The 13,282-nt window shown below is 60.7% G+C and carries 12 protein-coding genes; 6 read left to right on the top strand and 6 right to left on the bottom strand.

Annotated features, from left to right (window positions below; genetic code table 11):
• Positions 1-39 precede the first annotated feature (39 nt).
• The 5 genes from TG4357_RS14290 (at position 40) to TG4357_RS19820 (ending at position 4,497) form a co-directional block, all read left to right on the top strand.
• On the top strand, positions 40-1,020 hold the full coding sequence (locus TG4357_RS14290; RefSeq protein ID WP_058263584.1) for a zinc ABC transporter substrate-binding protein: 981 nt from the start codon (positions 40-42) through the stop codon (positions 1,018-1,020).
• Between the two features lie 328 nt (positions 1,021-1,348).
• A complete protein-coding gene (locus tag TG4357_RS14285; RefSeq protein WP_233487510.1) occupies positions 1,349-2,401 on the top strand; it encodes a CobW family GTP-binding protein in 1,053 nt (350 codons plus the stop codon).
• Complete coding sequence (locus TG4357_RS14280) at positions 2,394-3,608, top strand: GTP-binding protein (protein ID WP_058263582.1); 1,215 nt, start codon at positions 2,394-2,396, stop codon at positions 3,606-3,608. Before TG4357_RS14285 ends, TG4357_RS14280 begins: the two co-directional genes overlap by 8 nt.
• On the top strand, positions 3,605-4,240 hold the full coding sequence (locus tag TG4357_RS14275; RefSeq protein WP_058263581.1) for a DUF1826 domain-containing protein: 636 nt from the start codon (positions 3,605-3,607) through the stop codon (positions 4,238-4,240). The genes TG4357_RS14280 and TG4357_RS14275 overlap by 4 nt, the downstream gene beginning before the upstream one ends.
• Entirely contained in the window at positions 4,237-4,497 is a 261-nt protein-coding gene (locus tag TG4357_RS19820) for a DUF6525 family protein (RefSeq protein WP_058263580.1), read from the top strand. The genes TG4357_RS14275 and TG4357_RS19820 overlap by 4 nt, the downstream gene beginning before the upstream one ends.
• Positions 4,498-4,725: 228 nt before the next feature.
• Here the strand turns inward: TG4357_RS19820 and TG4357_RS14265 are convergent, their stop codons facing one another.
• Entirely contained in the window at positions 4,726-5,280 is a 555-nt protein-coding gene (locus tag TG4357_RS14265; RefSeq protein WP_058263579.1) for a YqgE/AlgH family protein, read from the bottom strand.
• Between the two features lie 152 nt (positions 5,281-5,432).
• Between TG4357_RS14265 and TG4357_RS14260 the strand changes: the two genes are divergently transcribed.
• Entirely contained in the window at positions 5,433-6,254 is an 822-nt protein-coding gene (locus TG4357_RS14260) for a protein-disulfide reductase DsbD domain-containing protein (protein ID WP_058263578.1), read from the top strand.
• A gap of 14 nt (positions 6,255-6,268) precedes the next feature.
• Here TG4357_RS14260 and TG4357_RS14255 read toward each other — a convergent pair whose 3' ends face one another.
• The 5 genes from TG4357_RS14255 to TG4357_RS14235 form a co-directional block, all read right to left on the bottom strand.
• Complete coding sequence (locus TG4357_RS14255) at positions 6,269-9,667, bottom strand: efflux RND transporter permease subunit (protein ID WP_058263577.1); 3,399 nt, start codon at positions 9,665-9,667, stop codon at positions 6,269-6,271.
• 3 nt (positions 9,668-9,670) lie between these two features.
• Positions 9,671-11,128 (bottom strand): efflux RND transporter periplasmic adaptor subunit, encoded by a 1,458-nt coding sequence (locus TG4357_RS14250; protein ID WP_058263576.1) that lies wholly within the window; start codon positions 11,126-11,128, stop codon positions 9,671-9,673.
• Between the two features lie 99 nt (positions 11,129-11,227).
• Positions 11,228-11,770: a molybdenum cofactor biosynthesis protein B gene (gene moaB / locus TG4357_RS14245; RefSeq protein ID WP_058263575.1), complete on the bottom strand. Its 543-nt coding sequence runs from the start codon at positions 11,768-11,770 to the stop codon at positions 11,228-11,230.
• Positions 11,771-11,774: 4 nt separating this feature from the next.
• Positions 11,775-12,395 carry a LysE family translocator gene (locus TG4357_RS14240; protein WP_058263930.1) on the bottom strand — a complete coding sequence of 207 codons (621 nt, stop codon included), beginning with the start codon at positions 12,393-12,395 and terminating at the stop codon, positions 11,775-11,777.
• Entirely contained in the window at positions 12,395-13,180 is a 786-nt protein-coding gene (locus TG4357_RS14235) for a uracil-DNA glycosylase (protein WP_058263574.1), read from the bottom strand. The genes TG4357_RS14240 and TG4357_RS14235 overlap by 1 nt, the downstream gene beginning before the upstream one ends.
• Positions 13,181-13,282 lie beyond the last annotated feature (102 nt).

Here is a 13,282-nt window from a genome sequence, read left to right as displayed (position 1 = left end):
ATACGGTTCATTATGTAATAAAATCACAAGGAACGTGCAATGTCCAGAATACTCGCTTCACTCTCTGCCGTCGCCGCGCTGATGGGGGGGACGGCGATGGCCGAAGTACCGAATGTGGTCGCCGATATCGCGCCGGTGCATTCCCTGGTGGCCCGCGTCATGGAGGGGGTCGGCACGCCTGATTTGATCCTGCCTCCCGGCGCGTCCCCCCATGAATACAGCTTGCGCCCATCCGAGGCAGGGGCGTTGCAGGACGCGGATGTTGTGGTCTGGACGGGGGCGCGTCTCGCCCCTTGGATGGAAGGCGCCGTGGAAACGCTGGCCGAGGATAGTGGTGTCCTCACGCTTTTGGAGGCGGACGAAACCAAACTGCTCGATTCCCGCCAGAACGCTCTGTTCGAAAAGCACTCCCATGGGCACGATGAAGAGCCCGGCGAGGAGGAACACGACCACGAAGATCATGCCGAGGGCGAACATGCGCACGAAGACGAGCATGATCACGCCAATGGAAAATACGACGCCCATGCTTGGCTATCTTCTGAAAACGCGGCGACTTGGCTCAACCTGATCGCGGCGGAACTGTCCTCCGCCGATCCAGACAATGCCGGCACCTATTTCGCCAACGCAGCAGCCGGGCGCGAAGAGTTGAAAGGACTGAAATCCGAAGTGAACGCGACCTTGGATCCGGTGCGAGGTGGAAGCTTTATCGTCTTCCATGATGCTTTCCAGTATTTCGAGGCGGATTTCGATTTCCCGGCGTCGGGTGCCATCTCGCTCAGCGATGCGCAGGATCCAAGCCCGGCGCGGATCGCCGAGATCCAGAAGCGGGTCCGCGACGAAGGCATCGATTGTGTGCTGGCAGAGCCGCAGTTCAACCCTGACTTGGTGGCCACGGTGCTGGACGGTACCGAGGCGAAAACCGGTGTGATCGATCCGCTTGGGATCGATCTTGAACCCGGATCGGCGCTCTATCCGCAACTCATCCGCAATATCGCGGCAACTCTGGCCGATTGCCTGTAATCGACCCCGATGAACCGGCTGGCGCCAAGACGGTGCCGGCCGGTTCGCAGAGGCGCATGTAGCGGGATCAGAGCGCCACAAGGGTTTGCTCGACGCGATCCGGGCGCTGGCCGATCACCTCGACGGGACGGCCTGACCGATCCGAACCGGTCAGTATGCGTCGCCTGTGTCGCGTGTGCTGGCCGTCTTCTGTCCGAGCTATGCCATATCTGGACAGCTTGGCATATCATTTGCCCAATATAATATGATATCACATTGCAAAACATAACTATTCATGGTTCCCACGACGCCTTTCACCACAGCACATGACCCGGACCCGCGCACCCCTGTGACCCTGCTCACCGGGTTCCTAGGGGCTGGCAAGACCACTTTATTGAACCGGATTCTCGCGGATTTTTCTGCGGGACGGATCGCTGTGATCGTGAACGAATTTGGCGAAGCCGGGCTTGATCATGACCTGATCGAAACGGTGGAGGATGAGGTTGTACTGATGCAGTCAGGCTGTCTGTGCTGCTCGGTCCGCGGGGACTTGTCGCAGACCTTCGCCGACCTGCTTGCACAGCGTCAAGCCGGAACGCTGCACTTCGACCGTGTGGTCATCGAAACCACCGGCATGGCTGACCCCGGACCGATCCTGCAAACGCTCCTGGTCGATCGCCTATTGGCCCGAAACACCCGGATGGACGGCGTGGTGACAGTCGTCGATGCCGTCAACGGCCCCACGACGCTGGATGCCCAGTTCGAATCGGTATCACAAGTGGCGATGGCTGATCTCATCCTGCTCAGCAAAACCGACCTGGTGGACGGCACGGCAGTCGAAGACCTCACCCATCGTCTCCGCGGCTTGAACCAAACTGCCCCGATTCTTCGGCAGAGCGTTGCAAACGACGCCGCAGATCGGCTTTGGGGTTTGAGTGGACTCCGCAGGTCTGCAACACCGCAGGACGTCATCGCATGGACAACGCCGGATCCATTCGCCAATCTTTCAGGCATCGTTCCCAAGCCCTTGGAAACACCGGGCTTCACGTCACACGATTCGCGGATCTCGTCGGTTTCCATCGTGCTTGATCACCCACTGCAGGACGCCGCGTTCGATCTCTGGCTCGATACATTGATCGCGCTGAAAGGGCCGGACATCCTACGTGTCAAAGGCATCGTTTTCCTTGAAGGGTTTGACACGCCCTTCGTGTTCCACGGCGTCCAGCACATTTTCGACCCGCCCGTGCCAATCAGAACCTGGAGCAGCGAAGATCGCAGTTCCCGCATCGTGGTGATCGGCCGCGATCTGACCCGACCCGAGCTACAGCGCAGTTTCGACGTGCTGCGCGCAGGGCAACCCACACCCCAGACCTACGACTTTGAGGACCAAAATAATGAATGATATCCGACTTCCCGTCACTGTTCTGTCAGGCTTTCTCGGCGCTGGCAAAACGACGCTTCTGAACCGGGTACTCAACAACCGTGAAGGGCGACGTGTGGCCGTCATCGTCAACGATATGTCCGAGGTGAATATCGACGCGGATCTGGTGCGCGCCGAAACCGAGCTCAGCCGAACCGATGAAACGCTGGTGGAGATGTCGAACGGCTGCATTTGCTGCACCTTGCGTGACGATCTTTTGATCGAAGTGCGTCGTCTCGCGAAAGAGGGCCGCTTCGATTATCTACTGATCGAGTCCACGGGCATCTCCGAGCCGCTTCCGGTCGCCGCCACATTCGATTTCCGTGACGAATCTGGCGAAAGCCTGTCTGACGTCGCGCGGATCGATACGATGGTGACAGTCGTCGATGCGGTAAACCTTCTGCACGACTATGCCAGCCATGACTTCCTGCACGACCGCGGCGAAACCATGGGCGAGGAAGATGAACGCACGCTGGTGCATCTTCTGACCGATCAGATCGAGTTCGCCGATGTGGTGATCCTGAACAAGGTCGCAGATGCGGGGCCCGAGCGCACCGATGCCGCCCGCAAGATCATCCGGAGCCTGAATGCCGATGCCAAGATCATAGAAACAAATCACTCCGATGTTCCCGCCGAAGCGATCCTGAATACCGGGATGTTCGATTTCGACAAGGCGCATGAACATCCAATGTGGGCCAAGGAACTCTATGGCTTCGCAGACCATGTGCCAGAGACCGAGGAATATGGAGTCACAAGCTATGTCTACCGTGCCCGGCGGCCCTTTGTGCCAGAACGCATCCACACTCTCTTGAACGGTGACCTTCCGGGTGTGATCCGCGCAAAAGGGCATTTCTGGATCGCCACGCGACCCAGTTGGGTTGCGGAGTATTCCTTGGCGGGCGCGTTGTCGTCGGTGGCACCGATGGGCACGTGGTGGGCCTCGGTTCCGGAAGAACGCTGGCCGGACCATGACGGCGTTCGCACCTATCTCTCGCAACATTGGATGGAACCTTGGGGGGATCGCCGACAAGAAATCGTGTTTATCGGGTCAGGCATAGATTGGCCCGAGCTAAAGGCGCGGCTGGATGCTTGTTTGCTGCCCGAGGCCGCCGGCGATGGTCCGAACGCACTGCCGGTAGATCTTCCTGACCCGTTCCCGGGCTGGCGACGCGCAGAGGATGCGGCATGAGCGCACTGCAAACCGAGATCAAAAATGCAGCTGTCGGCGTTGACATCGTGGACACCTCCGACGGTTTTACTATCATCCGCAAACCGGCTTGTGCTGCGGCCATCTGGCACCGCCAGCCGATGCCCGGCTTTCAGGCTTGGATCGATGCGCTCGACCCGGCGCATCTGCCCTCCGCGCGCGTGGTCCTGCGCCCGGACGCGGTTCCAGAGGCCGTTCGCCACCTGTGTGATATCGCTGGAATGGCGGAGGGCGAAGAACGCCTTTGGCTTGAGGCCGATATCGCCGGGCTTGCTACGCGATTTGCAACCCTGATGCATGCGCCCTATTTGCGCCTGCGCCTGGACCGGGTGAGCACGAATGCCTGCTCGAAGTTCCATATCGACGCCGTAATGGCGCGGTTGATCTGCACCTACCGCGGTGCCGGAACGCAATATGGCACCTCGATTGATGGGGCGCCTCCGAAACGGGTGTTCCGCGTTGCCACGGGCGCGCCCATGATCCTGCGTGGAACACTCTGGCCAGAGGCCCCCGCCGCAGGACTTCTGCACCGTTCACCGCCTATTGCCGGCACGGGAGAAACCCGCTTGGTCTTGGTTCTCGACCCGGTTTTTGACGCGGAGGATACCGCGTGACCGGAAGAAATCTTGGCAGGACAAGGCTCTCAAAACGGCGACGGCAGGAAAATCCCATGCACGAGTTTGACCAGTTGCCGCCCGTTCTACGCGCTTGGCTGGCCCATGCAGCCTTGCCTTGGAGGCCACGATCTGTCCGCCGCGCATACGACCGTGCCTTGGCCCTCACCGGTGAGCCCTCAAGCGCCCTGAGCGAGTTGGATAGGCTTGAAGCCCTGCAACTGGCAAAGGACACTTCGCTTAGCGTAGGCGGGTAGCCGTTGCGCTGCGCTTGCCGCGCGGTCGCGCGTTCCAATGGACCATGAAAACTTCGCAGATCTCGAAATGGAGAATGCACCAAAATCAGGATGATTACTCTAGATATACACGAGTAACAGGCTGAAATATAACAATTACTTCAATAAACTATACGCCCGTCACAGGCAATCCGAGACGGAGGTCAAAGACGGGACAAACCTGTGCCTGCCCCTTTGCACGCAATCAAATCAGGCCCGGCCTGCGTCGGCCGAAAGCAATAGCGCGTCGACGCCAAGACTGTGCAAGGCCGCGTCCCATTTCGCCTGATCCGCAGTGCCAAAGATCAAGTCGCTGGTGGCCGCGCAAGTGAGCCAGCCATTCTGCGCGATTTCGCTTTCCAGCTGCCCCGGCCCCCAACCCGCATAGCCCAGAGCCAGCAGAACGTTTTCCGGTCCGCGCCCCTGTGCCAGTTCCTCCAGCACATCCAGCGTCGCGGTCAGTCCATAGGTGTTATCCACCCGCAGTGTGTTGAGCGAAGAAACATAGTCGAGACTGTGCAGCACGAAGCCACGGCCGGTTTCGACCGGCCCGCCGAAATGGACACCGATGTCCGGGGTGCTGCTGCCGCTGTCGATCGACAACTGCTCCAGCATGTCCTTCAATGCGACTTCCTCGGTCGGCTTGTTGACGATCAACCCCATCGCCCCTTCTTCGGAATAGGCGCAGATCAAGACCACGGCACGGTCGAAGCGCGGATCGCCCATGCCGGGCATTGCGATCAATAATTGTCCCGTCAAATCCATGTCATGTTCCGGAATGCTTATTCTCTAAAGATAGGTACTGCCCAGGGCGCGGTCCAGCAGTTCGTTGATAAAAAACGCATCTTAGAACGGATCACCCCATACTCGCCGGAAAGTGAGTTGGCAAAACCGGCATTTTGACCCATGTGTGAAGAATGATCAGACATTTTCTACACAGTCTTGCCGCGCTGGCGGCGTTGTCCCTGCCGGTTGCCCGGCCGGCGCTTGCCGAGGACTCATTGACCACGATGGCGCAGCTGGAGGTATTGCCCGGATGGGACCGTGCCGACGGCACCCGGGTTGTCGGGTTGCATATCACGCTGCCGCCGGGCTGGAAAACCTATTGGCGGGCACCAGGCGATACCGGCATCCCACCCCTGATCGCACTGGACGGATCGCGCAATTTGACAGCGATGGCACCGCAATGGCCGACGCCTGATGTATTTTCGCAAGATGGAATGCGGTCGGTTGGCTATCACGATGGTGTCATTCTGCCGGTGATCCTGACCCCCGAAAGCCCGGGTGCACCGATCGATCTGCACGGGCGGATTCAGATCGGAATCTGCAAGGATATCTGTGTGCCGGCCGAATTGGCCTTTGATGCCGCCCTACCCCCCGGATCGGGCCAGCGCGATCCGCAGATCAGCGCCGCGCTGGCCGATCGCCCGATTGCCGGTCACGACGCCGGGCTAGGGCGGATCACCTGCTCAGTCTCGGTGACCCCTGATGGGCTGTCGCTGAGCGCCGATTTCGTGCTGCCCTCAACCGGTAGTACAGAATATGCAGTGGTGGAAACCGCCAATCCCGAAGTCTGGGTGGCCGAGGCCGAAACCGAACGCCGAGGCGATACGCTGCATGTTCAGACCGAAATGATGCATGTCGAAGGCGGTGGCTTTGCGCTGGACCGGTCGGGGATTCGCATCACCGTGCTGGGCAGCGATAAAGCGGTGGACATTCAGGGCTGCCCGGCACCCTGATCCCATCGCCTTGATCAGCTTCGGGCGCGGCGCAGCCGCAGGGCCAGCACCAAGGCGGAAACCGTGTAGACCATCAGCACCAGCAGCACCGCACCAGCCAGGAACAGCCCCAGACCGGCCGTGACCGGGGACACGCCTTCTAGCGCCGGAACTATCCGCATCAGAACCGGATGCAGAGCGCCCTGCCAGATCGGCCAGGCCAGGCTCAGCCCGAGCCAAGCCAGCACCCCCGCCGCCGCCGCGATGACCGGCAGCCGCAGCCCGGCAACCCGCACCGCATGACGCAGCGCGGTGACTTGTCGGCGCACATCGCTTTGCGCCGCCATCAATGCCGGTACCACCAACAGCACCAGCACCATGCCAAAGCCCAGACCATAGACCAGCGTGATCACAGTCGGACGCAGGAACTGTGCCTGCTGCGACGTTTCGTAGAGCAGCGGAGCCAGCCCCAAAACCGTTGTCATAGTGGTTAGGATCACCGGGCGCAGACGATCTGCAGTGCCGTCTATGATCGACGGGATCAGGCCGCGATCTTCGGCGTATTCGTCGATCGTCGTGACCAGAACGATGGAATCGTTGATGATGATGCCGATCATCCCCAACAGCCCGACGACAGAGAACATCGACAGCGGTACATCCCAAATGTAATGGCCCCAAATCGCCCCGACCAACCCGAAGGGGATGATCGCCATCACCACCAAGGGCCGGGTCCAGCTGGCAAACACCCAAGCCAGCACCAGATAGATTCCGGTCAGGCACAGGACCAGACCGGACTGTGCCTCTTGCAAAAACGTGTCTTCTTGTTCAGACAGGCCCGACAGCCGCCATTCCACCTGCAAGTTGCTGGCGATCTCTGGCAGGATATCATTTTCCAGAGACGTTGTGATTTCGGCCGCGCGGACCGGATCGTCTTCGGAAATGTCACCTGTGACGGAAATCAACCGGATACCGTTTTCCCGCCGCACTGTGGAAAAGCCACTGCGCGAAACCACCGTCACGATGTCGGACAATGGCACATAAACGCCGCTGCTGCTGCGCAATTGCATCCGGTCAAGGAAATCTGCGGTCAATTCATCAGCGGGCAATTCGACCTGAATGGTGGCACTGCGCGGCCCATCGGGATAGGTCGCGGCCTCCAGCCCGTTCAAACGGTGGCGCAACACCCGACCCAACGCGTCGATGGTAAAGCCCAGCGCCTGACCTTGCGGGGTCAAGTCGAGGATCAGTTCTTCCTTGTCGTAGGACAGGTTGTCTTCGACCGCCGACACTTCCGGGTAGCGCACCAGCGCAGTTTGCAAGGCTTCGCTGGCGCGCTTGAGCACCGCCGCATCGGCCCCGTAGAATTGCACATCCAATGCATCGCCGCCGGGGCCCGAACGCCAGCCGCGGAAGCTGACAACTTCGGCCAGCGGATGCTGGCGCACCGCGTCTTGCAAATCGGCCACGAAGGCAAAGCTGGAATATTCGGGGCGCAAATCCGCGTCGATCAGTTCGATCGCGATCCCGCCCAGCAGATCGGCATCCTTGGTATCCGCCCCCGGCAGCGGCCGGCCGGAATTACCGCCGACTTCGGCGACGACATAATCGACCGGGTTGCGGCCGTATTTTTCTTCGTATTGGGCGCCAACATCGCTCACTGCGCGCTGCATTTCTCGCATCATCACCAGCGTGTCGTCGCGGGACGCACCCGGCAACATGGCAAAATTTCCCGTGACCGAACTTCGTTCAGGAGCGTTGAAAAACCGCCACGTGACATCGCCGCTGACAAACAGCGCAATCTGACTGGACAGGATCAAAAATGTCCCGGCCAGAACCGGGTACCGGGCCCGAACGATCAGCGCGGTCAGACGCCGGAACAGGTGATCGCGCAGCCAGCGAAACCCACGATTGACCATCCGCGACGGCCAATCATACCAGTGGTCCTTGTGTTGATGTGCCAAGGCATGGGACATGTGGTTCGGCAGGATCAGGAAACATTCGACCAGTGACGCCAGCAGCACCGCGATCACGGTAAACGGGATATCCCCGATCAGATCACCGAACCGGCCGCCAATCGCAACCAGCCCGAAAAACGCGATGATCGTGGTCAAAGTGGCAGAAAACACCGGCATCGCCATTTTACGGGCAGCGTTTTCAGCGGCCCCCAACGGGCCTTCGCCATATTTGCGCAGCCGCGCATCGGCATGTTCCCCCACCACGATGGCATCATCCACCACGATGCCCAGCGTGATGATCAGGGCAAACAGGCTGATCATGTTCAAGGTCAGGCCGAACATATACATCAACGAAATCGCCGTCAGCATCGACACCGGAATCCCCGCCGCGACCCAGAAGGCGGTTCTGGCATTGAGGAACAAGAACAGCAGCGCCACCACCAGACCGAGCCCCATCAACCCGTTTTCGAGCAGGATATTCAGCCGTCCACTGATCGCTTCGGCGCGGGTGCGGATCAGGTCGATGCTGACGCCTTCGGGCAGGGTCGCCTGCATTTCTTCGGCGATGTTTTCCACCTGATGCTGGATCTTGATCGCGTCGCCAACGGCGGAGCGGTCAACCCGCACCGAAACGCCGGGATTTTCGCCGACAAAATAGCTGCGACTGCGATCCGAGCCCAGTATTTCGACCCGTGCGACATCGCCTACGGTCAATGTCGACCCGTCTACGTTCGAACGCAGCACGATCGCCGCGATCTGAGCCGGGCTGCGTTTTTCGACGCCGGTGCGGACGCGGGCATTGGCCCCGGTCACGTCGCCCGCCGGATCGGCAGCCACTTCTTCGGCGATGGCCGCGGCAATTTGTTGAATGGTGATGTCATGTGCGATCAGGTTGACCGACGGGATTTCCACCAATGTTTCAGAGGCAGCAACGCCGCGAACTGTGGTTCGTGTCACCCCGACGCTGAACAGCCGGGCAACGAATTCATCGGCAAAAAGCCCCAATTGGCGCGGCTCCACCGGGCCGGTGATCACCACATCTGTGACCCGGTCGCGCCAGACACCGCGGGTAACCTTGGGGTCCTCTGCGTCTTCGGGCAGCGTGGTGATCGCGTCCACCGCCGCTTGTACATCATCGGCTGCCCGGCCCATGTCCCAGCCCGGTTCGAAACTCAACGATATGTTGGCGCGGCCTTCGCGGCTGGAACTTTCGCTGCTTTCGATCCCTTCGATGGTCAGCAGCGCCGGTTCCAGCAATTGCACGATGGCGGTATCGACATCTTCCGCCCCGGCGCCGTCCCATACCACCGAAATCGAGACATTGTCGACCACCACATCAGGAAAGAACTGCGCCCGCATCCGGGGCACCGCCGCCATGCCCAAAACCAACAAGACCACCAGCAACAGGTTGGCCGCGGTACGGTGACGGGTGAAATAAGACAGGATGCCGCCCGCCGCCTGCGGGATTGCGCGCGCCACCGGTTAGCCCCCCATCCGGGATTCGAGCCGCTGCACCATCTGCGCCGGAACCTGCGGTTCCTGCAGCGCGGTCAGGATGCGGGTCTTCACATCGTCGGGCATGAACTTATTGGCTTCGACAAAGGCCACCAGCCGGGCACGTTTTTCGGGGTTCAAGTCGACCATTTCGGGTTCGGCAATTTGGTTGGTCGCTTCGGGTTGCAGCGGCCGCACCTTGATGCCGGCCCCCAGAAGCGGTGTGCGTTCAGCGACCACGGACCGACCAGCCACCCCCTGAGCGCGGATCAGAATATCGTCGCCCTGTCGCCGCAACAACGTGACTGGCAACGTTTCCAACCGGTCGCCTTCGCCCAGAACCAGAACGGTGCTGTCGGCGGCCAATGCCTTGGACGGCAACCGCACCACATTTTGCAATTGGGGTTCTTCGACCGCGACGGTGACGAAATCGCCCGGTTTCATGCCGCGCGGCGTGTCCAGCGAGGCAAAGACCAAACGTCCGGTCTGACCTTCACCCACTGCCGCACTGGCACGGCTCAGGGTGCCACTGCTGCTCAGATCGATGCCGCTGACATCCAGCGTCACTCGTACCGGGGCAGGCAGCAAAGCGCCCTGAGGGTCCAGCAATCGGGCATATTGGCTGGTTGAGACGCGAAAAACCACCTCAAGCGCATTGCCATCGATCAGGTCAGCCAGTTTTTCGTTACTGCCGACCAACCCGCCAGCCACCGCCGACACATCGCTGAGAGTACCGGAAAATTCCGCCCGTACTTCGGTATCATTGCGCAGCCGCTGGGCTTCGTCCCGGGCAATCCGTGCCCGTTCCAGCGACGTTTTCGCCTTGTCGATCCGGGCTTCGGCCTGCGCCAGCGCCTGCCGTCTGGTGACCACGGCCTGCCGCGCCGAAGACGCCGCCAGTTCGGCAGTTTCCACCGCCGTTTCGGTGACAACACCACGTTCGGCCAGCCCCTTTTGCCGTTCAAAGGCGCGCTGCCGCAGATCGGCCTGTTCGCGCGCCGCCGTCAATTCGTCTTGGGCCAATTGCAGACCGCGTTCGGCATCGCGGATTTCGGCCTCGGCATCCAGCAGATCGGCGCCGGCCCGTTGCAGCGCCGCATCGGCATCTGCGGGATCAATCCTGAGAAGGATCTGACCATCGGTCACTGCGCCGCCTTCTTCGAAATTTTCAGCCAGTTCGATCACGGTGCCCGGCACTGCGGACCGGATTTGCAGCGACCGGCGGCTTTCGATCTGGCCGAACGCCTGTAACACCGGGGCCACGGTTTGCGGGTTTGCAATAACCACCGCGACACTGAATACGCGTTCGCGCACCTGCGGTTTGCGCGCGTCACGCGTCAACCGTTCATCAATCGCATCGCGGACCATCGATCCGGCAAAAAGCACCAGGCCCAGCGTGATGGCAAACAAGAACAACCCGGTCATGCTTTGACGCAAAAATCGCATCTTCAGTTCCTTGCACAAAGGCCCAATCGACCTATCGCCGCACAACCTAGCCGGTCGGGCAGCAAAACCAAGACATTAAGCATCTTACGCCGCGAATTGTTATTTCCGTCGCTTATGTTCTTCCAGTCGCGGAAAAATTTCGACGAAATTGCAGGGCAGATGGCGGTAATCCAGCTGATAGCTTAAAATTTCATCCCAAGCATCCTTGCAGGCCCCGGTGCTGCCCGGCAGGGCGAACAAATAGGTGCCCCCAGCCACACCGCCAGTGGCGCGACTTTGCACCGCGCTGGTGCCGATCTTTTTCATCGAGACGATGGTGAAAACGGTGCTGAAGGCTTCGATTTCCTTTTCATAGACGTCGCGATGCGCCTCGACCGTCACATCGCGCCCGGTCAAGCCGGTGCCGCCAGTCGAAATGATCACATCGACGTCCCTGTCGGCAATCCATGTGCGCAGTTGGTCGGCGATCTCTACCCGCTCATCGCGGATGATCTTGCGGTCGGCGACGATATGGCCCGCCCCCTCGATCCGCCCAACCAGTGTGTCGCCGGAGCGGTCCTCGGCCAGGCCGCGGCTGTCCGACACGGTCAAGACCGCGATCCGAACCGGGATGAAGTCTTTGTTTTCATCAATGCGAGACATGCGCTTATCCTTTTTGCAGCAGCGCTAGACGCAGCGCCAGAGCGGTAAAAATCCCGGCGCTGACCCGTCCCAGCCAACGGGCAAAGACCGGGCTGCCGGTCAATTGACGCCCAACGCCGCCAGCAAACACCCCCACCACCGCGTTGATGAGGAACCCACCCAAGGATAGCACCGCACCAAAGATCAGAAACTGCGCCAGAACGTCTCCCTTTTCGGGGCTAACGAATTGCGGCACGAAGGCCAGCACGAACAGGATCACCTTGGGGTTGGTCAGGTTCACCATCAGACCGTCGCGAAACGCCTGCGCCGGCTGGATGGAAACCAAATTTTCGCTATGCGCCCCGCCGCGCAGTGCCTGCAGCGCCAGCCAAAGCAAATAAGCCACACCAAGCCAGCGGATTGCATCGAACGCCCAAGGCAGCGCCGCGATCAGCGCGCCCAGCCCCAGACCGGCAGCACCGGTATGAACGAACGCCCCGGCGGAAATGCCCGCGCTGGCGGCAACGGCTGATTTGGGTCCAGACCGCAATCCCTGCCCCAGACAGAACAGCATATCCGCCCCCGGCGTCAGGTTCAAAGCCAACGCGGCGGGAACGAAGGCCAGCAGGGTCAGCGGGTCGACAATCACTCGGCACCGTCCAGCCGGGACCGCAGCTGTAGCAGATCGGCCCAGGCTTCGCGCTTGGCCTGCGGGGTGCGCAATAGATAGGCGGGATGAAACATCGGCAAGGCGGGCTTGCCAAAGGCTTCGGCCCAGCCCCCGCGCAGCCGGGTGATGCCACGTTTTCCCAAACCGGCCTGACAACTGATATTGCCCATCAGGATCAAGATATCGGGATCAGCCAACGCCACATGACGGGCCAGAAACGGCAACAGCATGGCGATTTCATCCGGTTTCGGATCGCGATTCTGCGGCGGTCGCCAAGGTAGCACATTGGTAATGTAGACGGCGCTTTCGGGTTGATCCGATTTGCGATCCAGCCCGATCGCGGTCAGCATCCGGTCCAGCAACTGCCCCGCAGCACCGACAAAGGGTTGTCCGATGCGATCTTCGTCGCGCCCCGGTGCTTCACCGATGATCATCACCCGCGCCGCCGGATTGCCATCGCTGAACACCAACCGTTTCGCCCCTCGCTTGAGGTCACATTGATCGAAATCCTGCAATGCGGCGCGCAGCTCGGCCAGATCCTGCGCCGCGTTCGCAGCCGTCTGGGCGGATTGAACCGGATCGATTTCCGCCGGCTTAGGCGCAGCCGCAGAAGCTGACTTGGCCTGCGCCTTGGGTTTTGACCGTTCGGCATCGAGCGCATAGCGATTCACCGGCGCTTCGCCCAGCGCTTCGTCCGCGCCCAGCTCGACCTGCCATTCCAGCAGCGCTTTGGCGGTGTAAAAATCCAATGCCGATTCCATGGCCGCCAAGCTATCGCCTGCGGCGGGCGGGGGAAAGGGGGCGCTGCCCCCCTGCGTGCGCCGTACGCATTCATCCCCCCATTCACCCCCAGAGTATTTGCA

It is taken from the genome of Thalassovita gelatinovora (assembly GCF_001458355.1).
Lineage (GTDB): Bacteria > Pseudomonadota > Alphaproteobacteria > Rhodobacterales > Rhodobacteraceae > Thalassobius > Thalassobius gelatinovorus.
The sequence above is the reverse complement of the archived record's forward strand: the minus strand, read 5'-3'. Positions and strand labels throughout refer to the sequence as shown.